Source organism: Lysinibacillus sp. FSL H8-0500 (genome assembly GCF_038051955.1).
GTDB classification, from domain to species: domain Bacteria; phylum Bacillota; class Bacilli; order Bacillales_A; family Planococcaceae; genus Lysinibacillus; species Lysinibacillus macroides.
In genome coordinates this window covers 3,018,799-3,045,455 of record NZ_CP150292.1, presented here as the reverse complement: position 1 = coordinate 3,045,455, position 26,657 = coordinate 3,018,799, and the positions used below count along the sequence as shown (strand labels likewise).

Sequence of the window (26,657 nt, the reverse complement as noted above, 5' to 3'; positions counted from 1 at the left end):
TAAAAAAGTCATAACTCCCCCTCTACTAGATGCTATTCTTACCATAGATAATGTTATAATCAACTTAATTAGTTACTTGGTTATTGCTTTAGATCTAGGAGGGGACATACATATGAAGTTATTAGGGAAAATTCTCACAACTGTTATTGGAACAGTATTTGTTGTATTTGCTGTGATAACAGCTGTGAATATTTATCAAACGAACGATTTAACGAATGAGACAGCACAAAAAATGGCACAGGCAGAAGCATCTGATAATGCCTACCAGATTCAAATTCAGCTTGATTATGCGATGGATACAGCGCGCACATTAGCAGCCAATTTAACGACAATGGTAGAGGAGCAAAAAGCTGACCGTGCTTTAACGGATGCTATGTTCCAGCGCATTTTGGCGGATAATGAGCAGTTTATGGGCGTTTGGGCCGTATGGGAGCCGAATGCCTTTGATGGACAAGATGAAAATTACATAAATACAGAGAGACATGACGCAACAGGGCGCTACCTGCCATTTTGGACACGTGATGGCAATCGTATTGTTCATTCTCCTATTATGGATTATGATAGTTCTGATTTTTATTTACTGCCTAAACAAAAAGGACAAGAAATGATCTTGGAACCGTTCGTTTATCCTGTAGCCGGCAAGGATGTCTTGTTAACATCTATCATTGTACCTGTGACGATTAATAATGATTTTAAAGGTATTGTTGCTGTGGACCTGAGCCTAGAAACATTAGCTGAATTAAGCCAACAAGTAAAGCTATTTGATAGTGGCTTTGGCTCCATTATCTCGAATGCTGGTATGCTCGTGACACATCCCAACAATGACTACGTGACAACGCCGTTAGCTGAGCATGAGGATTATACCTATATGAAAGATATACAGGCTGCCATTCAACAGGGAAAAGCTTCTATCGTCCAAGATTTTTCTAGCTATTTACAAGCGGATAGCTATATTGTCACTGCGCCCATTCATATTGGGAAAGCCGCGACACCTTGGTCCTTACTGGTGACAGTGCCAACCCATGAAGTATTAGCACAAACAACAAAGCTAACATGGACAATGGTCATCATAGGCGGTGCTGGGATGATTTATCTTTTAATTGTGTTAACCTGGCTTATTCGCCGTATTGTTCGGCCTATTACACTGACAGTGACACAGGTGCAGGCGATTGCAGATGGCAACTTAGCGGTAGAGCCATTAGCAGAGGAAAGCAAGGACGAGCTGGGTCAATTAGCACGAGCTGTCAATATTATGACAAGTAATACACGCACATTGATTCAAGAAGCAACACAAATTTCCGATCAAGCGAGAGAATATAGTGATCGACTTATGTCCTCCACCAATAATATGAGTGTTAGTATCGACCAAGTGCTAACAACAACAGGCGAGCTGGCAACGGGCGCCACCGTCCAAGCGGAGCAAGCAGCCTCCACGTTGGAAGTGACGCAAGAGGTGGATCAGAAATTACAAGCTATTCAAACAGCAATTAAGGAAATGACGCATCGCTCTCAGCAGACCACAGAGGCATCTAAGCAAGGGCTAGTTCATGCAGAGCAATCTATTCAAGGCATGGAAGCTATGTCTGAGCAAGTAACATTAACAGCAAATGTGGTCCAGCAGCTTAGTGATCAGTCGTCAGAAATTAATCGGATTTTACAAGTTATCGATGCTATAGCAGGTCAAACCAATTTGCTAGCACTTAATGCAGCAATTGAGGCGGCTCGTGCAGGTGAGCATGGGAAAGGATTTTCTGTTGTAGCAGAGGAGGTACGCAAACTTGCCGAGGAATCGGCTAAATCGACGAGTCAAATTGCAGCGATTATTGATACAGTGGTGAAGGAGGCTGTGAAAGCAAGCGATGCCATGCAACATGTCGTGACTGCTGTGCAAACCAACACCCACTATATCGATGCCAATAAACAGGCACTCGATGATATTTTACAACATATCGTTGATACGGTAGCACAAATTGATGAGGTGACAACTGCCTCTCATTTAATTCAAAAGGAAACAGTAGAGGTAGTGCGAGCAGTGGAAAATATGACAGCTGTTAGTGAGCAATCTTCAGCAGGAACGGAGGAGCTATTAGCAACAATGGAGCAGCAAAATATAGCGGTTCATGAGCTACAAAGCATGGCGGAAAGCTTAACAACTATGACAAACTCCTTACAACAAACATTAGCGAAATTCCACTATTAAGAGAAAATAGTAACCGCCTATCATCTTGTACACTATAAGATGATAGGCGGCTTTATAAAAGAATAAATATCTGAAAATTCAATCTCTGTAGTATGATGATAGTATAGACAAGGAGTTGGTGCGTATGAAATTATTGCACAAAATTTTACTGGCAACATTATCAACAATGATCATTGTTTTCGTCATTATTTTAAGTGTCAACATTGTGAAAACCAATACATTAGCAGTGGAAGATGCACGACAGCTTGCACAATCACGCGCCTCTGAAAGTGCATACAAAATGCAGATTGAGCTTGATTATGCGATGGATACAGCAAGAACATTAGCCTCTAATCTCGAAACGATGGTAGCAAATCAGAAGGGAGATCGTGACTTAGCAAACGATATGCTCCGACAATTACTTGAACAAAATAATACATTTCTTGGCGTTTGGGTTGTTTGGGAGCCAAATGCCTTCGATGGACAAGATGATCACTTTGTCAATCAGCAGGGGTATGATGCAACAGGGCGTTTTCGTCCTTATTGGGCCCGTAGCAGTAATGGGGTGACAGTTACCCCGCTTGAAGACAGTGACACAAGTGATTACTATGTACTGCCTAAAACATTGAAGCAAGAGGTTATTTTAGAGCCGCTTACTTACCCAATTGATGGACAAGAGGTGCTGATGACTTCAACAGCTATTCCAATTCAAATGGATGGACAGGTCGTTGGCGTTGTTGGAATTGATATCAGTTTAGAAACATTAATGGCTATTAACAGTGAAATAGTATTATATGATACAGGCTATAGTGCAATTGTGTCCCATACAGGGATGTTTGTGGCCCATCCTTCTTCTGATTATGTCAATAAGTCAATTGCTGAAATGACAAAATACAAACAATTAGATAAAATTTTAGCGGCTATTGAACAGGGGGAGCCATATATAGTAGAGGATTATTCATCTTATTTACAGGAATCTTCCTTTATTGCTATTTCTCCAATTCAAATTGGCCAAACAGCTACTCCATGGGCATTGCAGGTTACTATCCCATCTGATGAAGTCAAAGCAGAGGCAAATGAAGCGATGTGGCTATCTATTATATTGTCAATTATTGGTGTTATTATATTAATAGTGGTAATTATTTGGATTGCTCGGCGTATTGTTAAGCCCGTGATTCAGACAGTGGAGCAAGTCAAAACGATTGCCGCTGGAAACTTAGCTGTGGAACCATTGCAGGTGCAGACAAAGGATGAAATAGGCGAGCTTGCCGAGGCCATGAATCATATGACAGATAATATGCGTGAGCTGATTCAAGCGGCTACTAATATTTCTAGTCAGGTTCATGTATATAGTGGTGAGCTCCAATCTTCTACCAATGACATGAGCATTAGTATTGACCAAGTTTTAACGACAACTAGCGAGCTGGCGACAGGAGCTACCATCCAAGCGGAGCAAGCCTCAACAACATTGGGGGTTACACAGGAGGTGGAGCAAAAATTACAAACGATTCAAACGGCAATTGAGGAAATGCTAGCGTATTCCCAGCAAACAACCGAGTCTTCCAAGCAAGGATTGATTCATGCAGAACAATCTATTCACGGCATGGGGGAGATGTCAGAGCAGGTGACATTAACAGCTGGGGTGGTCCAGCATCTTAGTGAACAGTCAACAGAAATTAATCGTATTTTGCATGTTATTCATGCGATTGCTAGTCAAACTGATTTACTGGCACTTAATGCAGCGATTGAAGCGGCTCGTGCGGGTGAGCATGGCAAGGGCTTTTCGATTGTGGCAGAGGAAGTACGTAAACTTGCCGAAGAGTCAGCCAAATCCACCAATCAAATTGCAGCAATTATTGATAGGGTTGTAAAGGAAGCAGAAAAGGCGAGTGACGCAATGCAAAATGTTGTACTCACTGTGCAAACCAACACCCACTATATTGATGCCAATAAACAGGCACTTGATGGAATTTTACAGCATATTGTGGATACAGTGGCACAAATTAATCATGTAACAGCCGCCTCTGGTATCATTCAAAAGGAAACACAGGAGGTTGTGCGTGCAGTCGAAAATATGACAGCCGTGAGTCAACAGTCCTCAGCAGGCACAGAGGAATTACTGGCAACAATGGAACAACAAAATTTAGCAGTTCATGCCATTAATAGTAAGGCACAGCAATTGGCATCTATGGCCGATTCTTTGCATCTAGCACTCGCTAAATTTCAATATTAAACATAAATAAAGAGCGATTGGCAAAGGGCTGTGCAAAAAGATTTTCACTTTCTGCACAGCCCTTCTTCTCTATAGGAATTCGCTTAAGAAGTGGTCACACTTAGAGGCTCAGCTCCCCCCTCGTTAACCGCTCTGTTCTTTATTTAAAGTAATTTGTAATAAATTGATTGGCCTCCTGCCAGTTATAGACACGTACAACATTATCAGGCACAGTAAGACGATTATAAGGCGTATCAAATAACACCACAGGTATTTGGAGCTCCTCTGCCAGCATAACGGCATTGTCATGTTTATCCTCAAAGAAGGCCTCAACGTCATATTTTTTGGCAGCTGCTAGTTTATCATGACTGCCTAGCAGCTCGATATGATCATAGGGAATCGCTTGTGTTTGAAACCAATTCACCGTAATATCGGCTACATTTTCGCCTCGTGCTGAAATATAGTAAAGCTCAAAATTATTTTTCCAAGCCGTTAAAATATTTTTAGCATCCTTTGCTACCTCAGATACTTTATACATATAAGGCTCATTTTCCTTAAACCATGTATTAAATGCACCGCGATCGACAGGATGTGGGAATGCAGATAAAAAATCATATTCACATACATCATCGAGTGTAATATTGACATTATATTGTTTATTAATATGTGGAATCAGTGTGCTTGGACATGTAACAGTTCCATCAATATCAATCCCAAAGCGGGGCTTTTGCATACTTAGCACCTCCTTAGGCATTTGCTTGTTGTGCCTCTTCAGCTGCTCGTTTTTCTTCCATTTCTGCTGCTAATTTGTCAATTTCTTTTTTCAGCTCTTCCACCATTGTTTCCTCAGGAACCTTACGAACTGTTTTCCCTTTCATGAATAGTAAGCCTTCACCACGAGCACCAGCGATACCGATATCGGCTTCTCGTGCTTCACCAGGACCGTTTACAGCACAGCCAAGCACAGCAACTTTTAATGGCACATTTAACTTCGAAATATATTCTTCGACTTCATTTGCAATCGAAATTAAGTCAATTTCAATACGTCCACATGTTGGGCAGGAAATTAACGTTGCCATATTAGAAGCTAGACCAAAAGATTTTAATAGCTCACGCGCTACCTTTACCTCTTCAACAGGGTCAGCCGAAAGAGAGATACGCAATGTATTCCCAATACCTTTTGATAGGATCGCTCCAAGTCCCGCTGCTGATTTTACTGTACCAGCAAATAGCGTACCTGATTCAGTAATCCCTAAATGAAGCGGATAATTAAAGGCCTTAGAGGCTTTTTCGTAGGCTTCAATCGCAAGGTTTACGTCAGATGCCTTCATCGATACGATAATATCGTGGAAGCCCAAGTCTTCTAAAATTTTAATATGATGAAGGGCAGATTCCACCATGCCATCCGCTGTTGGGTAACCATACTTTTCTAAAATATGACGCTCTAATGAACCGGCATTTACACCAATACGAATGGGTATTCCCTTTGCTTTGGCTGCATTGACAACAGCTTCCACTTTTTCTTTACGACCAATATTACCTGGATTAATACGCACTTTATCAATACCATTTTCAATGGCTTTTAATGCTAATCTATAGTCAAAATGAATATCAGCTACTAATGGAATATGAATACGTTTTTTGATGTCTGCAATGGCATCTGCTGCACGCTCATCTGGCACTGCAACACGAACAATTTGACAGCCTGCTTCCTCAAGGCGCAGAATTTCTGCAACCGTTGCCTCTACATCATGTGTTTTTGTTGTACACATGCTTTGAATGAATAATTCATTACTACCACCAATTGTTAAGTTACCGACACGTACGGGACGTGTATTTGAACGGTGACAAATTTCACTCATTAACTTTCTCTCCTTTTCGGGCCTCTATTTTCAGCCGTCACTGTCATTTATTTTAGCAGTGTAAGAAAATAAGGACAAGGAAGAAACGCTAACTTTTCATTTTCCGCAGTTATTAGCCAATTCAAACGAGAGAGGAAGCTTAATATGTTCACCAGGACTGATTTCCTGTAATTGTAAATGTGGATTTAATTGATAAAAAAGCTGTAAACGCTCAGGGAAGGTCATGGGCACTTTTGCGGGATGTAGGGCAAATAAGCTATGGATCGTGTCGCCTTCAATCGTTTGTACCGTAATATAATGTGGCTCTTTTTCACAAAGTGATGTTGTTGCTGTATTTTTTGTTTGTAAGGCTGTTAGTGGTATGGACCCTTCTGTTAAATCTACTTTTACTACAAAGGCAATCACAATAATAATGGCTGTTAAGATAAGCGCTCGCAAAAAATCCCCTCCTTTTCTACACTATATTGAGCAGAGAGGGGATTCATGCACATTATTTTGCGATTGGTTGTTTTGGATATTTTGTAAAGGCTACAATTAATAGAATAATTGTTAAAAATAAAGAAATCACAGAGATAATGGCATTATGAATGGGTAAATAGTCAGCTAGCATGGACAATAAAGTTGCCCATGTTATGGCAAAGGTTGTTGTTCGCCATATATGACGATATTCGCCGCGACGCTTCATGATTTTTAAGATAAATAAACCTGCTAGCGCATAGATCGCAATTTGTGCAAAAATGAGCAGCGTTGTCACAACAAAAAGCATAAGGAAGGTAAATGGATATAAGAGCCACTTAATGCCTTCTATGTATTCAGTTAAGCCATTGAAACTGCTCATATCAAAAGTATCCACAGACATTCCTGCCGCAAACCGGCCTAAAGAAAATACGGTTACAATGGTAATGAGTAGAAAGGTATATTGAATAACTTTTCCAATAGGTAGTAAACGATAGGCTGCTAGTTTTTTAGGATGAATAAGACTATCAATAAAAAGCTGTGAGTGTTTCATACTATATCTCCTCCAATCGATATTTTAACATGTTCAAGGGGGACAAGGTATGAAAGAAAGATATTCATGATAAAATGTTAACATTATGTAAAGAAATAAGGAGATTTCTTTACTTTTTGTTTGTCATCCTTTAATGATTACAAATAGAGATGTAGGAATTGGAGCGAAAACAATTGATAATAGATTGGCAAAGTTTATTTTTTCAGTTTTTAGGCGGGCTAGGAGTCTTTTTATTTTCCATTAAATTTATGGGGGATGGACTGCAAAAGTCAGCAGATGATCGCTTACGTGAATGGTTAAATCGCTTTACAACTAATCCGTTTATGGGCGTTTTAGTTGGCATATTTGTGACGGTTTGTATTCAATCAAGCTCTGCTACAACGGTTATTACAGTAGGCTTGGTTAGTGCAGGCTTTTTAACATTGCGTCAAGCAATCGGTGTTATAATGGGCGCCAATATCGGTACAACAATTACAGCCTTTATTATCGGCATTGATATTGGCATTTATTTTTATCCTTTATTAGCAATTGGGGCAGGCTGTTTATTCTTCTTCAAAAAAGCTGCTTATCAACATATGGGACAAATCGTATTTGGCTTTGGGGGCTTATTTTTAGGATTAGAGTTGATGAGTACGAGTATGCAATCCCTTCATAAGCTTGCCAATTTTACGTCACTAACACTTCATTTAAGTGAACAACCAATAATTGGTATATTTTTAGGAACATTATTGACATTGCTTGTGCAAAGCTCTACCGCAACAGTAGGAGTACTGCAAGGTTTATATGCCGAGCATCTAATTGACTTAGATAGTGCATTACCGATTTTATTTGGTGAAAATATTGGCACGACTGTGACAGCTGTTTTAGCGTCACTTGGTGCTTCCATCTATGCAAAACGAGCAGCCGCGGTACATGTTCTGTTTAATGTGATTGGGACGATGATTTTTATGATACTTTTCACACCTTTTCTCCACTATGTCCAGTGGGTTAGTGAATTGTTCCATTTAGAGCCTCGCATGCAAATTGCGATGGCACACGGCTCATTTAATGTATTTAACATGATGATACAGCTTCCCTTTATCACGGGACTGGCCGCCTTGGTCACGAAATTGCTGCCAGGACATGATGGCAATATTAATGTGACCACAAAGCATTTAGACCCCGCCTTTATTGATTCATCCCCAGCGATTGCACTTGGTCAAGCAAAAGAGGAAGTGTTACGCATGGGTGAGCATGCCCTACGTGGGTTAGAAGAAACCTTTCTCTATATGAAGACAGGAGAAGCGGAGCATATTCCAAATGTTGTCCAATTAGAGGCAGGCTTAAATCATTTAGACGATGAAATTACAAACTATTTAGTGATGGTGTCTAAACAGCCGCTTTCTCGTGCAGACTCAGTAAGGCATCATACATTATTAACGAATGTCCGAGACTTTGAACGAATTGGGGATCATTTTGAAAATATTTTAGAGCTATTACAATACAAGGCACATCACGAGGTCAGCTTAAGCAAATCAGCACGACAGGATTTAATTGGTATGTTTAGCTTAGCTATTGAGGCTGTCCGAAAAAGTGTGGAGGCATTGGATACTGCAAGCTTAAGCTTAGCACAAGAGGTAACGGAGCTGGAAAGCTTGATTGATGATATGGAGGATAAATTGCGCCAAAAGCATATTGCTAGGTTAAATACCAATGAATGCAGTGGAGCGGCAGGAATGGTTTATATGGATATTGTTAGCAATTTGGAGCGTATTGGGGATCATGCGGTAAATATTGCAGATTCTATTTTGGGCATTCGTCATTAGCAGGTTGAAACTTTTGGCTTTATGATTGCGTATAAAAGACAATACACAATCAAAAGGGAGAGAATCTTGATGGAAGTGATTGGCTGGATTTTAGTAATTGCCTGCTTTATGATTTCGTTTATTGGCTTAGTATATCCCATTATTCCAGGTGTACTGTTTTTACTTGGTGGATTTTTAGTATATGGCTTATTTTTCTCATTTGCTGAGCTAAGCTGGTGGTTCTGGGTAATTGAAATTCTATTTGTGGTGCTATTATTTGGCGCTGATACGGTGGCAAATGCATTTGGTATTAAAAAATTTGGCGGCTCCAATGCAGGTATGTGGGGCAGCACCATTGGTTTATTAATCGGTCCTTTTGTGATCCCCGTGGCAGGGATTTTAATCGGTCCCTTTTTAGGGGCAGTCATTGCAGAACTGATTGTGGAGAAACGCACATTTAGTGAGGCTGTTAAAAGTGGTGTGGGCTCCTTAATTGGGTTTTTAACATCCACAGTTGCGAAGGCAGTTATTCAAATTGTAATGATTATTCTATTTTTTATTGTGATTTAAGGTTTTGTGAAAAAGCAAAAAGGGTAGAATAGTAAACGTATCGGTTTTTCAGTCAAAAGGCTGAAATCGACAAATTGAAGGTTTTTTCGTTGAATGGTTTGACCAATTTTGATAATCTAAGAATGTACTAATTATTTCTTATTTTAGGGAGGAACTTAACAATGGCTTATGAATTACCACAATTAACTTACGCTTATGACGCATTAGAACCACATATCGATGCAAAAACAATGGAAATCCACCACACAAAACACCACCAAACGTATATCACAAACGTGAATGCTGCACTAGAAGGTACAGAATTTGCAGATAAAGATGTAAATGAATTAATTGCAAACCTTGATGCACTTCCAGCCGACAAACAAACAGCAGTACGTAACAATGGTGGCGGACATGCTAACCATACATTATTCTGGGAAGTAATCGCACCAGGTGGTTCAAATACACCAGTTGGTGAAGTAGCAAAAGCAATCGATGCTAAATTCGGTTCTTTCGATGCTTTCAAAGAAGAATTTGCAAAAGCTGCTACAACTCGCTTTGGTTCAGGTTGGGCTTGGTTAATCGTTGATGGTGACTCAGTTGCTGTTACGTCTACTCCAAACCAAGACTCTCCAGTAATGGAAGGCAAAACACCAATTTTAGGCTTAGATGTTTGGGAGCATGCTTACTACTTAAACTACCAAAACCGTCGTCCAGACTATATCGGTGCATTCTGGAACGTGGTAAACTGGGATGTAGTAGAAGAGAAATTCCAAGCAGCAAAATAATGACTATCTTCCTGTAACTATCTCTTTCCCCATCTTCTAAAGTTGGTACCTGCTGATATTAAGTTGGTACCCAGAGTAGGGGTAAGAGTTTAGAAATGAAGATGATAGGGGACCGCGCTCGTACAATTTTTGTACGCGTCGCGGTCCTTTTTTGTTCAAAAAATAACTCCAACAAAGCCCCGAACTTTCAATCACGTTGCCTTCCAAACGGAGTAAGGTTAAGGACATAGAGCGAAGCGGTTAGCTTCCAAACCCCATCAAATCAACATTCCTGTGCACTTCCTAACAACATCAAGCTAATCCAGTTGCGTCCCAAACGGAGTACGATTTAAGCGTGAAGCATGTAGAGATTAGCGCTGGTCTTCGACGAATTCCCTCGCTAAAATCTGTCCGCTTACTCTTACTTCGGGGAAGAACTTAATATCATTTTTGCGCCTAAAAATGCCTTCGCTAACCTCTAAAATCTACCCGCTTAAGCTTAATTCGGGGAAGAACTTAATTACAGATTAAATGTAAGAAAAATAGCGATAAAGCCAGTAGTGGTGTGGTTTGGTGGGGATGAGAGGGAGGGAAGAACTTAGTTACAGGAATACATAGTAGAGTTAAGAAAAAAGTTTATTAGTAGTGCTTTAGAAGGGTATCAAAATCCTTGAAAATGGAAATTTCCTGAATATAATATTTCTTAAAGAATTATATTCATTCTATTAGTAGAGGAGTTGTATATCATGGCAAAATTTGAAGAAGTTCGATACATATACAATATTCCGAGTATCGGAATTTATGAATCTACTTATTTGATTGAAGGTATTGAACTTGCAAGTATTGAGGAAGTTAAGAAAGAACTATTTGATCAGGGAACCTTGATTCATTTTATTCCCAATAGATTTGAGATAGATGAAGATAGTCCGTTACAAAATTTTGTCGGGCGAGGGGACGATTTTTATTACATCGTTTGTAAAGAAGGCGTTTATTCATATGAATTTAATGAATACGAATTTGTAGGCGAATTTAGAAAAGATAAGATTGAGCGGACAAAATATGTATCAATTCCGAATGATATTTTTGTCAGAAAAAATGAGGATCTTATCTTAGTGAAAGAAGGCATATATGAAATGTCGCATTGGGATGTAATTGAACTTGATAATGGTGAAAAACATGAAATATTTGAAATATATGTAGAAACAGAAGAGTATGCACCAGGAGAATTTTCAGTTATGAAAGTGAAGGTGCCAAACCATCCAGGTGTATTTTTGATTTATGAGTGTGATAACTTGGATACAGATTATTTAGTCGGTAGTGAAAATGAAAGTAGTGTATATCAATTATAGTTTGCGATAGAGGTGTTTTAAGTGAATTTAACACAGCCGAGTTATTATGATATAGCGTTATTACACACATACTTTTTAATTGCTATTAATGAAGAAGCTTATCAAGAAATAATGATCCTATATGAACAAAACGAAGCTACTTATAAAAAGCGTATTCAAGAATTGGAGAGTGTGACTAAAAGCTCCTTTATAACAGGTCTTCCTATAGATTTAAAGTGGAAAACATTAAAAACAATGGCCGTTTTGGAACGTCCTACACTCGAAGATGAAAGAAAGGTAGCACTATCGTATATTAAAAAAGGTTATAAACGAATTTACGATTTTGCTCAAATGAATCCACAACTAAATGTTGAATTAGCTGTAGATTTTATTAATGAACGATATGGTAATTATCCAGATGCTATTGTAAATTATTTGTTTTCAGCTTATTTTATATCTTTACCCACAACACCACAGCTATTAGGTAGGAGTGCATTAGAAAAGCATTTTATTGGAATTTATAAAGTAGATATAACTCCAATAGCACGTGAAAATCTTCCGATAACTGATGAAATAAAGATCGAAGCGCTTAACCTTTTTACCAAGCTTACAAAGAAAAAATGGCGGGGTTCTGAAACATTTTATTTAGATAAAATCTTTTCTGAAATAGAAGCTAAAGTTATACTTGAAAATCCTAAGGTACAAAGAGAAGTAAGGAAGACAGGCTCTGTTACTTCTGCTTATAGTATTGAACCATTAAAATATGTGCGTTTCGGGCAAAGTATATTCCAAATGCTTGGATTAGATAATTTATTAATGTACACAAATATTAAGATCACTAAGGACGAATGGTACCATTTATACAATTCGGTTCAGCTTAACCAAGAGTTAAAAGGGTTTGCTAAAGAAGATATTCCGATGATGATGTGTTATGCTCTATTATTCTTTGGACAACATAAATTGTATCAAGATTTAGCAAAGCAGTACAAAGAGCAACTGTATAGCATAAATGTCAATGAAATCAATCAAGCGCGTACAATGTTTGAAGAAGAACAGAAATTAGCTCAAAAAGAGCAGGAAGCACGAATCGCTATGTACACAGCGCAAATAAATCAGCTAACTGAAAATGAGATGACATTAAAACAGGAAAAGGAATTACTTGAAAAACAGTTGAAGCGACTTCAGCTGGAACTTGAAAAGTAAGAAAGTAAAGTGGTACTAAGTGAGCGACTACTTGAAACGGTCTTTAATGAAACTTCACAAGAGATTTTAGAAGAAAATGAGATAACCTTACCTGAAAAAGTGGTTTATGTAGGTGGATATCCTGCGCTACAGAACCAGTTGAAGGAGCGATATTCAAATTGGTATTTCATCGCAGTGGATGACTTGCAACGTGGTGAACAACAAGTGAAGCAAGCGGATTTAGTTATTTTTAACTTACATTATAATAACCATGCTCAATTTGAACGCTTAAAGGATTTATTGCGTCCTCAGCGTGTCTTATTTGCAAAGTATGGCTCAAATATTCAGTTGCATGTGCAAGACATTCAAATGCAATATTAACAATTACAACAAAGCTGGGCGTTTAATGCCCAGCTTTTCAAATAATTCAATTTAGCTGTCAGATTAGTGGTTTTGCATCTATTATCCAAATTAAAATAAATCTTTTAAAAAATCTATAAATGGTTTATATCCCGTAATTATAGTGATAATAGAACTTACTAAAGCAATTAAACCTACTATAAATGAAATGAATTTTATAATGAAATTATTATTCAATTTGTAGTAAGTAGTATATTTCATAATTCCTGACCAATATGCTAATGATAAAGGTAACGTAATAATAAATTGTACGCCCTCTCTGAACCAAATTAAAGGATTCTTAAGTTCACTAATTATATTGTTTGATATATTTTCAAGATGGCCTGAGTAAGTTAAGAGTACATCATCTTGAAGCATTATTAATTCTCTTAAATTAGTTACTTCTAAACTTGAATAACCGAACCCTCTGTCCATCCTTAAGTAGGAAGATCGAATTTCGGAAATGCCATTTACAATAATTTGATAGTTGGTATATTGATAGTCTGCGAAAGCAGGTTTATATGCTTGTGCTATTCCAAATGAACCTGCCAATGTTTGCATTTTATAGGAATGGCGTTTTAGCCATTCATAGCTCTCATTATCATAATTATCATTCATTATTTCTTGTCCGAATTTTCTAAATGTATTGATGAAGTCAACTGTAAAATTTAACTTCTTTTGATTTTTTATAAGTTTCAGTAAAATCTTTAGAAATCCAAAAATAAATATAGCTACAATAAATAATACAGCAATCCATTTATCCATAAGCGTCACCTCTATTAATTGGCAAATAGTTCTATTTCATTATAATTCGAAGTGGTATTTAGAGCTATATTAATTAAAGAGTCAGCAAACGCATACTGACTCTTTTTTGTATTTATTTAGATATCATGCTTGCATCTAAATGTGTTTTTTGAATTAATGGATTATCTTTAGAATAGACTTCGATGATTGTAGTAGCCCAATTATCTTTATTAACTTTTCTACTTCCGAATACCCAAAGGTCTAATTTCTCCAAGTCAGCCATTAAATCACCTAAAAGATTTTCAAGGTTGAATCGCTCTGCTAATTCAAGCATACTCCAAATATCGATTGCATCTCCAACAGACGTTAGAAAATTTTGCGCTACTTCAACTTGTTCTTCTGTGTTGCAGTCATGATAATCATATCCATACATATGCGTATCAGGTATAAGGCGCATTAGCTCTCTTGCATTATTTATACGGTAAGAAATATTTACTTCAGCTGAAATAGTAGGTTGATCGTTCTGTTTCTCATTTTCATAGGTCATTTCTTCAAGTGCTTCTAATGATGTATTTAAAGCATCCATTATTTTTTGAAGATTGAACTTGCCAATCTTTTCGCCATTTTCCAGTCTACTAATTGTACGTTCGCTAACGCCAGCCATTTCTGCTAATTGTTCTTGAGTCCAAAGTTTAGAATTTCTCAATGATTGAATTTTTTTACCAATATTCATTTTTGATTTCCTCCTAACGTATTTGATGATTTCATTGTAGGAAAATATCGTATTTAAGTTAAGGACAAAAAGGTGACATAAATAAGACAGATACCCGACAACTCCCAGCCAATTTTATTCAAGCGACAATTTTATTTTTGTCCGCCGTTAAAAAACAATTTAATTAACATAGATTTATCCTCTTCCTTAAGAATTGGATCAGGTTGTTCAAGTGAGTTTTTAATCCAATTTGCTTTATTAGTTGCCCAATCGTATTCCTCAGAATTAGTATCTAATTCGGCATTGATATAATTTTGAACCAAATTGAACAAAAAGTAATTTATGCTATTGGAAATTAGCGATTCTGTTTTAGTTAATTCATTGGCGTGAATTGCCTTAATACGTGCCCTCTCTTCTAATCTCTTTTGCTCTTCAGCTTCTTCAATCAATCGTAATCGTCGTACTTCATCATCAATAGGCGCAAGAGAGAAGATTTTAACAAACAATCTTTTTAATAGGTCATCGAAAGACTCGTTCGTTTTTTGTGTAACGGTGGTTGTCCGAGGGTAGTTGGTATGCCAGCGTTCACCTCGAACAATTTCGATGCTTAAGATACCTTTTACGACATATTTAAAAGTTCTGCGAGATTCATATTCTTTGTCATGAGGTGTTAGATTTACTTTTGTAGAAGGCGCTCTAAATTTTAATGTAAATAAATAGTGTTTATAGTGAACCATTGTTTCGTCCCTATTTACAGTAATCGTTGCATTTGCTTTTTCAAGTGCTTTTAATAAACTATCGATAAAAATCAAGGCTTCTGGAAATATATCGTCAGCACCAGATTGGATTATTGCTTTAAATGATTGACGGTTATAAAACTTACCTCTATTTTTAATCAAGGTTTTATACTTAATGATTTCGTTATGAGGCTTTGCGGATAGCGACTTTGTCATTTTTAATGAATTGTATGCTTTTAGTAAATCAGCTTGTTCTTCGGCTGTAAAATATTCAAATGCAGTTGGTATTGAGCGTTTATTATCTGCTTTAGGTTCTTTTGACGGAGTTTGTACAGCTATTGGGTTTTCATCGGTAACTGGGACGATTAATTCCTTTGGTGGGGCGTTTCTGACTGTTTCTATATAGATGACACAATCATCTTCTGGATTCGGTAAAGGCGTTCTATCAGGCTTCTCGTTGCCCATGTACAGTAATCCCCAATAGGCTTTCGGGGGAAGGGGAATATTGTTATCTACACATGCGATTTTTAGTTTGATATAAGGTACCCGTAGTTCATTAGCTGTTTTAGTAACGCCAATAGTCCAGATTTTTTCATAAAGTGTAATGCGAGAAATTTTCAAGTGCATCAATACCTTTCGCGTTTATAAATTGCTTTAGAATTATTTTACCTTATTTTGTGATTTTTGGTGAGGAGAGCTACAATGGATTTATTATAGAAATTGAGGTGTTGTTAATGCTGAAGCTGGAAGAGTATATTGCAAGAAGAAAAGCAGAGGATAAATTAAATGAGTTTGATTTAAATGCTAAAGATGACAATTTGAAAATTTGTGTAAATTATATGTTCGAATATTTCAATCAGTATTTGGATCCCGCACAATTAAACGAAAAAACAATTTTAGCTAATGAAAAAATCGATAAGTTTCGTAAACAATTAGATAAATTCGAAACAGAGATCCAGGATTGGTTAGTTCAAATTTATGAGAAGTATGACAAACAAATTCATAAATCGATTAATCATGTATTAAAAAAGAATGAGGCATTTTATTTATTCCATACTGAAAGTGAATTTCGAAGCTGTTCCTATGAGTGCTATGCTCAATTAATCAAGAAAAATCCATTTTTAAAAGACTATCCAGAAGAATTATTTAAGTATATTAAAGAATATCATCGCATGAAGAGTAGAGAGTTGAAAGAGTGGCAAAATCCCACTATTTCAGAAGAGATTGATAAATGGATTGAGGATACTTGGATTAAATACAATGTAAGTATATGGGCATTTGTCGATCATTATATTATGCGTTTTTCGGATAGCGAGGAGATGTGGCCTGCAAAACATAAAGTCAAACTGCAAGGTGTTCCGTATAACTCATATGATTATAGACAGAAAACTAATCTGTTTAATTTAAACTCGCTGTACCCAAAGATTTCAAATAAGCCTTTCATAAAAGGAAAAAAGCAGTTTCTTGAGATTTTGATGATGTATACCTGGTTGCATTCTATAGAGGGGGATGATGAAGGTTATTGGAACGAATATTTAAACAAAATTTTAAAGTAAAGGAAAATGTAATAATGGGAGAAAATTTAGTAATAGGTATTTTAGGAAGTATAATTGCAACGGTTTTAGTTGGTGGGGCAATCTATAAATTTATTATAAAAAACAGAGGTATTATCCAGAAAGAAGGAAACAATCAGGTAGCTTTGCAAAAATCAAAAAATAATTCAATTAATATCGGAGTTGAATCAAAGAAGAATGAAAAGTAAGATAACTCAAACTGATGCCGTAAATCAAATCGGATTATATAAATCACATAATAATGAAATCACTATTGTAACGGATCCAAGAGAAATTATGGAGAAAAGTATCAGAGAAGGAGATTTAGAGAAAGCAGTAGATATTTTAAGTGATATTTATAAATTAGCAGAATCGATGCATCCATTGTATCCACTATATAGTTATAAGCCAATTAAAATCGGTGGCGGATTCCACTTTGAGCATATTCCAGCAAATGATGCTATCGCCAAATCTAATCCAATTTCATATAAGGGGAGTTTAACTCTAAAATCAAACGATTTTTTAGAAGGTGAAACTGTTTCTGAATATATGTGGAGAAAATACTATTCACAAGAAACAATAGATATAGATGTTAAATATCTTGAAACGTGGATTGGTGAAACCTTGATTGAAAATTCTCTCGGTATAGAGCAAACTGCGGTGAAAGATGGTAAGTGGTCGATAGTGCCATCCAATTTACCTGATCCGATAAAATCAAAATTAGTTTTCATAGAGGATGGTAATGAAATAGTAGTTTTAGATTATTTAGAAATAGGTGTTGTAGGAACAGATAGTACAACGGGAGATATTATTATTGGCAATTTAAATCAGTTGAAATGTCCAATTAATATTAGTTTTGTCATCCCTAAAAGTTTTTCTGTAGAAGATATTTTGAAAACACCAACAAAATTTAAATTTAAAATTAGGGAAGAGTTTTTAGGTAAAGTATTTGCAGAAAAGACTTTGCAATTATTTATCTATTCAATATTGAAAAATTTAAGAATGGAACTTATTGATATTGAAAGACAAAAAATGCTTTTTTCGGCGTCGCAGATTACATTTGAAGATTTAGGTGAACTTGAAATAGTAGAAGAGAGATTGAATTTTCTGGACATCTTACAACGTATTGAAAAACATTTTAATGTTGAACTAACATTACCAGAGAGAATTACTGATGAAGATAATGAAAATATAGAAATTTTATTATCAGTAATTGAAGAAAAGGAAGTAATCAGGACATTTAAAGATTTATCTTTAAACATTAATGATAAACAAGCCTTGGAATTGTTAGTGAATGATATTAAAGAAAGTGCGTTCATGTTGACGGCAAATATTAGTAAAGAAATCGAGCTATTTGGTGTGAAGTTTCCAAAGTTGAACGGTGATTATAAAATAGAAAATATAGCTACTAAATTCCCAGGTAAAGTAAAAAAGAAGTTGGAAGCCTTTGATGAAGGGGATATTGTAAAAGTACAATTTAAACCAGGCACAAGAAATGAAATAATCACCAGATATTATTTGTAGATAGAAAACAAAGTAGGTTAAAATCACCTACTTTGTTATTTTTTTTACAATATTCCAAAGAAGTTTTACAAGTTTACGATCATCTGAAAAGTTAATTATATTTATTTAATTCGTGTAAATCAGTAAGCAAAACGACACCATACTTTACAGGCAGTTCACATTGTATTTTTTTAAAATAAACATAAAAGTAACCCCTGATATTTGGCAGAAAAGGGTTATGCATTTAAAGCTTCAATCACCAACACTCTGGCACCTCAATAGACGTATCAAAATAAACACTATGATCATTATCTTTCTCATATAATGTCGTTTGTTGGTAAAATAAATCCTTTTGAATATCACGGTATGCGTTTGCTCGTGTTTCAACGAAAGCATTTGGCGCGCTGTCTGTATTAATCCACTTTAAACTTGTCCATTTCTCTAACGAGTTAGACACAGCATATATGTAAGGTTGGAAATCTGGCTCTGTTACAAACCCGTTGTGGAAATAAATTGGATGCAAATATAGTGTTTCATCAATGAAAAATAGCATGTAAGCTTCGACAATCGCTTTTGCATCAAAATAACGATAGTAATTAATATTCAGTTCAATGCCTAACCCGTCAGCGTCGTTTTCTTTGAATGTATAATTATCAACCATACTCTTAGTGATGGTTTCGGTGTTGTGGTGCGATGTTTTGGTGAATTCATGGGTAGTCCCATTGATGGTTTTCGCAATATTGGATGGGATTGTTTGTTGCTGATTGTAATAATTAATAAACTCAGTAATAGACGTAAATGGTTTCATTTAAGCTACCTCCAAGAAATTAAATTATTAAATAGTAAAGGGTTTTGGTAAAATATAATTTACAATATAAGGATAATAATATCAAGAGTATGGCGCGGGTAAAATGAGCCGTTTAAAAGACGGGAATATGCGCTATTACACCAATATTTAATAAATGTATTGGTGAATGAAATAAAGCTTTCATTTAGTGAGATAGAATCGGTTTTAAAAGAAACTTTGCCAGCATCAGCGAGTATGTATAAAGCGTGGTGGGACATTAATGAGCGCCTATATAAACATTCAGTTACATAATTAAATGTTGGCTATAAAGCTGGGGAATTTATTGTATAATTTTATTCCCTATACCAGAAATTTGATATTTTATATTTTTTAAAAAAAGTATTGACAATAGGCAAAAAATATTTTAATTTATAGTTGTATTTTATATATGGTTTTTTGTATATATTATTTTTTCGTTTTGTTAATGACTTTGCATACTTATATAGATACTTAGACTGGTTTTTATATACATGTTTTTATTCCAAATGAATACTTGAGTGGTTTTGTAAATGGGATTATTGTGCCCTTTTATGGATCTATGATAGTTGTTTTAGGGATATTTGCATGTATGTAAACCAGTCTTTTTTGTGTTTTCACCAGTTTATTTATCGATTATTAAGTGATACAAGGAGAGGATATTCTATGAAATCAGCTTCAAAGAAGAAAAATTTAGCGGTGCTTAAAGTGAAGGATGTAAAAGATGACAAGGAACTTTACCTGCACCAAAAAGAAGCGATGATGGCATTGGATCATTCAATTATGAATAAGGATAGCAAACGATTTGCGGGCTTAGTTGTTTTACCAACAGGTGGAGGTAAAACTGAAACAGCAGTGCGCTGGGTATTAAAAAATGTCATTAATCAGAACAGGAAAGTAATTTGGCTTGCACACCGTCGCGAGTTGATTGAACAAGCTTTTGCCTCAGTTGAGAAAAATGCGATTACAGCATTGATCGATAAGCGTAAGTATTTTAACTGCCGTATTATTTCGGGCGAACATGGAAGTGCATCAACGATTGAGTGCAATGATGATTTTATTATCGCAAGTAAGGACAGTTTGTATAGAGGATTGTATCATTTTGAAGAAAAGTGGCTGAAATATCATAAAGAAGTGTTTTTGATTATTGACGAAGCACATCGAGCTACTGCAAAAACGTATCGCAAAATAATGGAGAGCATAGATAAGCATGCAAAGAAGTTTCAAATAGTTGGATTAACGGCGACACCATTTCGTTCAGCACAACACGAAAAAGGACTGCTAAAAAAAGTGTTCAAAAATGATATTGTGTACCAAGTATCTTTACGAACATTAATTAGCAGAGGAATCCTGGCTCAACCAATTCTTAAAACGTTACAGACGCATATTAATGTTGCAGAAGATGTTTCAGAGGAAGAAGCGCAACTAATTGAGAAAAATGATACTATTCCTTCTGATATTGCGAAGTTCATTTCGAAAAATAAAGTTCGAAATAACCGTATTGTTCAGGAGTATATTGATCACAAAGACGAATATGGGAAAACGCTCATTTTTGCAGTAAGTCAGACGCACGCAGTGGTATTAAATACACTGTTCCAGGAGCGGGGGATCCGTTCAGAATATGTTATTTCAAATGGTACAGATATATTTGGTAAAAGCATTATAGCAGATTCTAATAAGGAAAAAATTAAACGTTTTAAGGAAAATGAGTTAGATGTTCTGATCAATGTAAATATTTTAACAGAAGGAACAGATATACCAGATACGCAAACGGTGTTTTTAACGCGGCCGACAACTTCTGAAATTTTAATGACACAAATGGTTGGACGAGCGTTGCGCGGCGAGCTGGCTGGCGGAACAAAAAATGCGTATATCGTAAGTTTTGTAGATGATTGGCAAAATAAAATTGCATGGGTTACGCCAGAAAAACTGTATGTAGGACAAGGTGTCTGGCAAGATTGTGAGAATAACCCTGCGAACGTCCAAAAGTTATTACCATTAAAGCAAATTGAACAATTGGCAAAGCTTGCAGATGACACAGTTGATACAACAGCATTAGAAAAAGTGGAGTTCATTAAAACCGTTCCATTAGGGTTTTACTCATTTTCTTTGGAGAGAATTAATGAAGACGACTCTATTTTCAATAAAAGCTGTGAAGTATTAGTTTATGAGGATAATAAAACATCGTTCGAAAAGCTTATGCACCAGTTAACCGCGTATTACAGTATTCCAGATGCAAAAGGTGCCAAAAAATTAAAGGAAATCTTTGCTGATGCAGAAGATCTTTCAATCATTTCATTCTTGGCATCGTTTGGCTTTTATAGTTCAAATGATTCTCCAACAATCAACTTAATCGATGATGTAAAAGATATAGTAAGTTATTTTGAAGTAAGTCGTACTGCTCCGCCATATATCGAGTTTAAAGAACGTGAACAAGTCGATATTTGCGGTATAGCGCAGAAAGTCTATGATCTTGAATTAGGCGGGAAGAAAAAGAAAGAATATATCGATGAAGTATGGGGGAGTAATAGCTTCCTGCAAGCATATTTCAATCATAATAAGCTTTATTTTAGAAAGGCGATTGACACTGAATTACTAAAGTTAGAAGAGCCAGAGCTTTACTCAGCATAATTAATCTCATTGAAAGGGGGTGTTCGACCATGTAAGGACAAATTTTAGTAGTATTTTTGTGATGGATGCTTAAAATGTATTAAAAATTAAAAGAAAGGACTGGTTACGTATGTACCAAACTGAACTATTATCTATTGTATCTACTTTACTACAAGAAAATGCAATTTCTTGCGAAGATTACAGACCAAATGAGGTTCTTATTAAATTAGAAGACATCGATCAAGAAATTAATGGGAAAGATGTGTGCATTTATCTTAGAGAAGGATTGTTAATGCACGGATATGAAGAGATTGAATTTGATTTTGATGACGATGATGACAATGTATTAATCGTAAGCGCTATTCAATCTCGTAATGACGAAGAAGAACGAACAAGATTGGTAACTACTGTATTAACGCTTTTAGGAGAGAATGTAATCGAACACGAGAGATTCCAACCCGATTCGATTACGATGAATTTAGTGAATATAAATAAAAAATACGAAGGAAAAAGTATTGATGATTTCCTTGTAGAAGCATTAACATTCCACGGATTTGAAGATATTCATTTTAATTACGGGGATCGTAATTGGCTGACTGTTTACGCAAAAGACCCTCAAGATTCCTTAGTAGAACAATCCAGATTAATGACAACAGTGCTGACTTTATTAGGCTCTCAAGTGCTTGAATTTGAAGAGTATCATCCAAACTCAATCACGGTAAATTTAGTAAATGTAAACAAAATAATTAAAGAGAAAGATCTTTTTGAATATCTAAAAGAAGCATTAGAGTTCCACGGATTTGAAAAAGTTCGCTTTAATGCTGGTGCTGGCAATTGGATTACAGTGCTGGCTAAAGATGGACGAGATATGTACGCTAAAAAATCTAAACTTACAATGGTGGTTTTAACTTTATTACGAGGTGCTGTAGTCGAATATGAAGAAGTAGAGCAAGATAAGATTAATGTAAATTTAATCGACTGCAATATGAAAATTCAAAACAAAGATGTGGAAGTCTATTTAGAAGAAGGGCTATTGCTACAGGGATTTGAAAATATTCAATTCACATTTGGTGATGGTCACTGGTTGTTTGTAGAGGCACAAGAGCCACAAAATGACGATGTGGAATTGTCAAAGTTAGCTACTACCGTATTAAGCTTATTAGGAAACACCGTTTATGAGTATAGCGTGTACTGCCCTGATTCTATTTCAATCAATTCATTCAATTGCAATAAAAAATTTAACGGAAAAGGAGCGTATGAATTCCTTAAAGATGCATTAGAGCTTCAAGGCTATAAAGACATTCAATACTATGGAGGTAACGGGCATTGGTGGACGATATTCGCGACTGAACCTGAATGTTTTGAAACTGTAGACTTAGTTATGGTTGTAGATGCACTTATTGGAAACGATGTTTTGAAATACGAAGAACTTGATTCTGATACCCTTGCCATTAACTTGGTGGACTGTAATAAGAAATACGGTAGAAAAGATGTCCACGCGTATTTAGATGAAGCTCTAAAAATATTTGGCTTTAAAGAACTTCAATTAAGCTACGGTGACGATAATTGGTTGACTATCATCGCTAAACAACCTCAGACCATTTAACCTTCAAACAAAATTTAATTAAAAATATCTATTAAATAGTTATAATTCTCTCCTTCAAATCTATCATATAAAGATCATCTGATCAGAAAAATGGCATTCCATTATGGAATAATGCGAGAAGGAGAGGATTTAGTATGGAAAGAGATGAAATGCTAATTTCGGATGAATTCGGCAAAATGCTGAAAACGTTGCGCAAGAAGAGAGGGCTAACGTTAGCAGATTTAAGTGATATGAGTGGCATATCGATTTCGTACTTGAATCGACTCGAAAAGGGTGAGCGTAAAAGTCCTGGATTCACTAAAATATTAAAGCTGGCAAAAGTGTTGAACGTTGACCCGAGTTCATTAGTAGGGTCAGATCTTAATATGACAGATAAGCCAGTAAGCATTAGTGAACTTCTTTTCAGCGCACAAATCGAACACAACGGTGAAATCTTAACGGCCAGCGAAAAGGAGCTGTTAGTAGAAATCATCGAAACGGTGTTGCTTGTGAAATTTGAAGGAACAAGTATTCTAAGCGACTTACAACAAATTGCCGAACTAATTAGCGAATTAAAAGAGCTTTAATTGCTCAGCGGTAACAGGTTTCTGTTGCCGTGCTACATAACAATTAGGCAATAGTTATGTAATCATTGCTTCGTTGCACAACGGCAAATAATACGATTATCTAAAAGTTATAGAACTTTTGTACAACAATTAGATAACTATTATGTAATATAGAACGCATGCTCCTTTTTAATTGACTATAGCCAAATAAGTAACTATAATTTGCATTAAAATAATCGAGAGGTGATTCATATGTTTAACCGACGTAATTTAATATCTGAATACTATTAGCACTTACCCGTATCTGAGGTGAGTGCTTTTTTTGTGTAATTATGATTTACCAAAAATTAAATTGCTGATGTAATGGAGGATGAAAAATGAGTAAGAATCATTCGATGAAAGAAGCAATCTTAGGGTTGTATTTGAAGGAAAGACCAAAGATTATTAGCGAGGCACTGGGTTTTGAAGTGCATTATATCGCGTTAGAGCAGAAGCACGGAGCACACCACGTCGATATAAAGGCTGTTGATAATAGAAGGCGTATCCCTGTTTTATTTGAACTTCAGATTACCAAAGCCAATAAATCCTACCTGAAACGTGTACAGAAAATGCTTGTTACTGTATCCGAGGCTGTAGTCGTTTGGGTAGCGCATTCATTCGATAAAGAGATACTTAATGAATTACAACTATGGCTTAATCAAAATCAGCCAGCGTACGTAGATTTTTATGCTATTTCATTAAATGATGCTACAGTACCGATTTTACAACAGCTTAATGATATGTATAAATTGGACATATTTGATAATCTGCATCTTTTGGATGAAATAGAGCCAATGCTTTCAATAGAGTTACAAAGTAAACGAATTCCAAAGAGCCATTGCGGTCATTTAAACATTGAGCCAGCTCCATTGAATTATGAAATCGACCAAGACATAAAGCGTGGCTTACTTTTACATTTAAGAAAGGCAATTCCACAATTTTTAAACTTCCATTATGACAAGAAGATGAATCAATTTGACAAGGTAATAAATGTAGGAGCAGGGAAATATGGTATAGCTTACAGATGTTCAGTAATCGATCGCAGGGGAAAAGCATTTGTTGAGTTGTATTTTGACCAGTTCTTAAAAGATGAATACGAGGCATTTAAGTTGCAACAGGAACTGCTTCGAGAAATGATACATCCAGATTTAATCTTTGCTAAACGTCGTATTGGCGTTTACTTTACGCCATTAGAAACGCATGAGCAGACGTTTGTGCAAATTGCAGAAATTTTCCGCAACATGATTAGATTCTTTTCGCCGTATTTTTACGGAGGGAAGCCAATAGAATTATTGGATCCGCCAAATATTCGAGAGGAATTGATAAGTCACCAGCTTGTACTTTTTGAAGAACGCGATTTTGAAACAGAAGATAGTTATCGAATACGGGTGGAGGACTTAGAAGAACGCTTTAGTACAAATTATTGAAATGCTCAAACAGCGTTAGATAGTTGCTATATTGAAAACCAATCTGCTTGTAAATATTCTAAAGAGGCGATGCTAACAAAAGCACGCCTTTTTTGTTTGGAAAAGAAGCATAATATCAAATTGCCACCGCTATCAAATAAGGATAGAATAATAAATGAATAAGAATTATGTAATAAATTAGTTTGAATTGAATAATATTTTTTGTCAATGAGGTGAGAACTTGGAAGTGAAGCGCTTTTATCGTACGCAAAGAGAGTTAGCGATAGCACTAAATCAGCTCATTGATTGTTATTGGGCTAATGAAGTCGAAGAACAAGAACTAATTGAACACATTAAAGTATTATATGAGAACAATAGTGACAAGCTTTTAAAGGATAATGAATATACAAAAGTCGTTTTACAGCAGTGTGGAAAACGTAGATTATCAATTGTTAGTAAAATTTTGGATATTTAGAGGGAAAACAGTATTGTCTGAAAGTGAGGAATGTATGACAATGGAATTAGAGTATTCTTCTGTCTTAACAGGTGCTGGGTTTATGCTTTATGAAGTAAAGCAAGTAGCAAAATTGAAAGAGCAAGGTTTTTCGGATAAAGAGATTCGGCATAAAGTTTTAGAGGAGAATATTTTTCAATACGATAAATTATCAAGTGTTAAAAGAGCAATGCCGTACATTTTAAAGCGTGTCGATTTGTTAGACGACACATTACGTCAGCTTCTCATTGAGGAGTCATTTGAAGTAGGCAAAGTGATTAACTTATACGCCATTATGAAGTTTGATCGTTTGTTTTTTGAATTTATGCAAGAGGTCATCGGGGAAAAGTTTTCAACTAACAATTACTACTTAGATAAAGTGGATGTGAACTCATTTTTTGAGCAAAAAATGGAGCAGAGTGCATTTGTGGGCTCTTGGTCAGAAACGACTGTAGCGAAGCTGAAGCAAGTATTTAAGAAGGTGTTACTGGAAGTAGGTATGCTAAAAGATTTAAAGTCAGGCGAATTAAATCGCATGCTGATTGATGATCGAATTAGTGAACACCTCCACCTAATAGGCGATAAAAATTATGTAAGAGCGATGGGGGAGTGAGG

25 protein-coding genes are annotated in these 26,657 nt (G+C 36.0%); 17 read left to right on the top strand and 8 right to left on the bottom strand.

What is annotated here, in order from left to right; genetic code table 11:
• The first annotated feature begins 112 nt into the window (after positions 1-112).
• Together MHB44_RS14505 and MHB44_RS14500 are read left to right on the top strand one after the other, a co-directional pair.
• Positions 113-2,200 carry a methyl-accepting chemotaxis protein gene (locus MHB44_RS14505; RefSeq protein WP_341299745.1) on the top strand — a complete coding sequence of 696 codons (2,088 nt, stop codon included), beginning with the start codon at positions 113-115 and terminating at the stop codon, positions 2,198-2,200.
• A 124-nt stretch (positions 2,201-2,324) separates the two neighbouring features.
• Positions 2,325-4,412, top strand: coding sequence for a methyl-accepting chemotaxis protein (locus MHB44_RS14500; protein WP_341299744.1), 2,088 nt, complete (start codon positions 2,325-2,327; stop codon positions 4,410-4,412).
• A 139-nt stretch (positions 4,413-4,551) separates the two neighbouring features.
• Here the strand turns inward: MHB44_RS14500 and MHB44_RS14495 are convergent, their stop codons facing one another.
• The 4 genes from MHB44_RS14495 to MHB44_RS14480 form a co-directional block, all read right to left on the bottom strand.
• Positions 4,552-5,124: a hypothetical protein gene (locus MHB44_RS14495; protein WP_341299743.1), complete on the bottom strand. Its 573-nt coding sequence runs from the start codon at positions 5,122-5,124 to the stop codon at positions 4,552-4,554.
• 13 nt (positions 5,125-5,137) lie between these two features.
• Positions 5,138-6,253 carry a flavodoxin-dependent (E)-4-hydroxy-3-methylbut-2-enyl-diphosphate synthase gene (ispG, locus tag MHB44_RS14490; protein ID WP_341299742.1) on the bottom strand — a complete coding sequence of 372 codons (1,116 nt, stop codon included), beginning with the start codon at positions 6,251-6,253 and terminating at the stop codon, positions 5,138-5,140.
• A 96-nt stretch (positions 6,254-6,349) separates the two neighbouring features.
• The gene (locus tag MHB44_RS14485) at positions 6,350-6,691 is read right to left on the bottom strand and encodes a hypothetical protein (RefSeq protein ID WP_053996117.1); all 342 of its coding nucleotides are present in this window, start codon (positions 6,689-6,691) and stop codon (positions 6,350-6,352) included.
• 52 nt (positions 6,692-6,743) lie between these two features.
• The gene (locus MHB44_RS14480; RefSeq protein WP_053996116.1) at positions 6,744-7,262 is read right to left on the bottom strand and encodes a DUF1189 family protein; all 519 of its coding nucleotides are present in this window, start codon (positions 7,260-7,262) and stop codon (positions 6,744-6,746) included.
• 173 nt (positions 7,263-7,435) lie between these two features.
• On the opposite strand from MHB44_RS14480, the gene MHB44_RS14475 reads away from it, so the two are divergent.
• The 6 genes from MHB44_RS14475 to MHB44_RS14450 all read left to right on the top strand — a co-directional run bounded on the left by MHB44_RS14475 (position 7,436) and on the right by MHB44_RS14450 (position 13,253).
• Positions 7,436-9,067: a Na/Pi cotransporter family protein gene (locus tag MHB44_RS14475; RefSeq protein WP_341299741.1), complete on the top strand. Its 1,632-nt coding sequence runs from the start codon at positions 7,436-7,438 to the stop codon at positions 9,065-9,067.
• 69 nt (positions 9,068-9,136) lie between these two features.
• Positions 9,137-9,616, top strand: coding sequence for a DUF456 domain-containing protein (locus MHB44_RS14470; protein WP_053996115.1), 480 nt, complete (start codon positions 9,137-9,139; stop codon positions 9,614-9,616).
• A 161-nt stretch (positions 9,617-9,777) separates the two neighbouring features.
• Complete coding sequence (locus MHB44_RS14465; RefSeq protein ID WP_053996114.1) at positions 9,778-10,383, top strand: superoxide dismutase; 606 nt, start codon at positions 9,778-9,780, stop codon at positions 10,381-10,383.
• Positions 10,384-11,108: 725 nt separating this feature from the next.
• The gene (locus tag MHB44_RS14460) at positions 11,109-11,711 is read left to right on the top strand and encodes a hypothetical protein (RefSeq protein WP_341299740.1); all 603 of its coding nucleotides are present in this window, start codon (positions 11,109-11,111) and stop codon (positions 11,709-11,711) included.
• A 21-nt stretch (positions 11,712-11,732) separates the two neighbouring features.
• Entirely contained in the window at positions 11,733-12,893 is a 1,161-nt protein-coding gene (locus MHB44_RS14455) for a hypothetical protein (protein ID WP_341299739.1), read from the top strand.
• A gap of 9 nt (positions 12,894-12,902) precedes the next feature.
• Positions 12,903-13,253, top strand: a complete 351-nt coding sequence (locus MHB44_RS14450) for a hypothetical protein (protein WP_341299738.1) — start codon at positions 12,903-12,905, stop codon at positions 13,251-13,253.
• Positions 13,254-13,343: 90 nt separating this feature from the next.
• On the opposite strand, the gene MHB44_RS14445 is transcribed toward MHB44_RS14450, so the two are convergent.
• The 3 genes from MHB44_RS14445 to MHB44_RS14435 all read right to left on the bottom strand — a co-directional run bounded on the left by MHB44_RS14445 (position 13,344) and on the right by MHB44_RS14435 (position 16,085).
• The gene (locus MHB44_RS14445) at positions 13,344-14,036 is read right to left on the bottom strand and encodes a hypothetical protein (RefSeq protein WP_341299737.1); all 693 of its coding nucleotides are present in this window, start codon (positions 14,034-14,036) and stop codon (positions 13,344-13,346) included.
• A 112-nt stretch (positions 14,037-14,148) separates the two neighbouring features.
• Complete coding sequence (locus MHB44_RS14440) at positions 14,149-14,748, bottom strand: helix-turn-helix transcriptional regulator (RefSeq protein ID WP_341299736.1); 600 nt, start codon at positions 14,746-14,748, stop codon at positions 14,149-14,151.
• 131 nt (positions 14,749-14,879) lie between these two features.
• The gene (locus MHB44_RS14435) at positions 14,880-16,085 is read right to left on the bottom strand and encodes a hypothetical protein (RefSeq protein WP_341299735.1); all 1,206 of its coding nucleotides are present in this window, start codon (positions 16,083-16,085) and stop codon (positions 14,880-14,882) included.
• 113 nt (positions 16,086-16,198) lie between these two features.
• Here MHB44_RS14435 and MHB44_RS14430 point away from each other — a divergent pair, with 113 nt between their 5' ends.
• Genes MHB44_RS14430 through MHB44_RS14420 form a run of 3 tightly spaced genes read left to right on the top strand, consistent with a single transcriptional unit; the run spans position 16,199 to position 18,541 of the window.
• On the top strand, positions 16,199-17,020 hold the full coding sequence (locus tag MHB44_RS14430) for a hypothetical protein (protein ID WP_341299734.1): 822 nt from the start codon (positions 16,199-16,201) through the stop codon (positions 17,018-17,020).
• A 14-nt stretch (positions 17,021-17,034) separates the two neighbouring features.
• A complete protein-coding gene (locus MHB44_RS14425) occupies positions 17,035-17,226 on the top strand; it encodes a hypothetical protein (protein WP_341299733.1) in 192 nt (63 codons plus the stop codon).
• Entirely contained in the window at positions 17,216-18,541 is a 1,326-nt protein-coding gene (locus tag MHB44_RS14420) for a hypothetical protein (RefSeq protein ID WP_341299732.1), read from the top strand. Before MHB44_RS14425 ends, MHB44_RS14420 begins: the two co-directional genes overlap by 11 nt.
• Before the next feature lie 235 nt (positions 18,542-18,776).
• Here the strand turns inward: MHB44_RS14420 and MHB44_RS14415 are convergent, their stop codons facing one another.
• Positions 18,777-19,328 carry a hypothetical protein gene (locus MHB44_RS14415; RefSeq protein WP_341299731.1) on the bottom strand — a complete coding sequence of 184 codons (552 nt, stop codon included), beginning with the start codon at positions 19,326-19,328 and terminating at the stop codon, positions 18,777-18,779.
• A 681-nt stretch (positions 19,329-20,009) separates the two neighbouring features.
• Between MHB44_RS14415 and MHB44_RS14410 the strand changes: the two genes are divergently transcribed.
• The 6 genes from MHB44_RS14410 to MHB44_RS14385 all read left to right on the top strand — a co-directional run bounded on the left by MHB44_RS14410 (position 20,010) and on the right by MHB44_RS14385 (position 26,655).
• Positions 20,010-21,974 carry a DEAD/DEAH box helicase gene (locus tag MHB44_RS14410; protein WP_341299730.1) on the top strand — a complete coding sequence of 655 codons (1,965 nt, stop codon included), beginning with the start codon at positions 20,010-20,012 and terminating at the stop codon, positions 21,972-21,974.
• 109 nt (positions 21,975-22,083) lie between these two features.
• Entirely contained in the window at positions 22,084-23,559 is a 1,476-nt protein-coding gene (locus MHB44_RS14405) for a hypothetical protein (RefSeq protein ID WP_341299729.1), read from the top strand.
• 134 nt (positions 23,560-23,693) lie between these two features.
• The gene (locus tag MHB44_RS14400; protein WP_341299728.1) at positions 23,694-24,125 is read left to right on the top strand and encodes a helix-turn-helix transcriptional regulator; all 432 of its coding nucleotides are present in this window, start codon (positions 23,694-23,696) and stop codon (positions 24,123-24,125) included.
• A gap of 356 nt (positions 24,126-24,481) precedes the next feature.
• Entirely contained in the window at positions 24,482-25,570 is a 1,089-nt protein-coding gene (locus MHB44_RS14395; protein ID WP_341299727.1) for a hypothetical protein, read from the top strand.
• Between the two features lie 226 nt (positions 25,571-25,796).
• Positions 25,797-26,024: a TIGR04540 family protein gene (locus tag MHB44_RS14390; RefSeq protein ID WP_341302979.1), complete on the top strand. Its 228-nt coding sequence runs from the start codon at positions 25,797-25,799 to the stop codon at positions 26,022-26,024.
• A gap of 34 nt (positions 26,025-26,058) precedes the next feature.
• Entirely contained in the window at positions 26,059-26,655 is a 597-nt protein-coding gene (locus tag MHB44_RS14385; RefSeq protein ID WP_341299726.1) for a DUF1819 family protein, read from the top strand.
• The last annotated feature ends 2 nt before the right edge of the window (positions 26,656-26,657 follow it).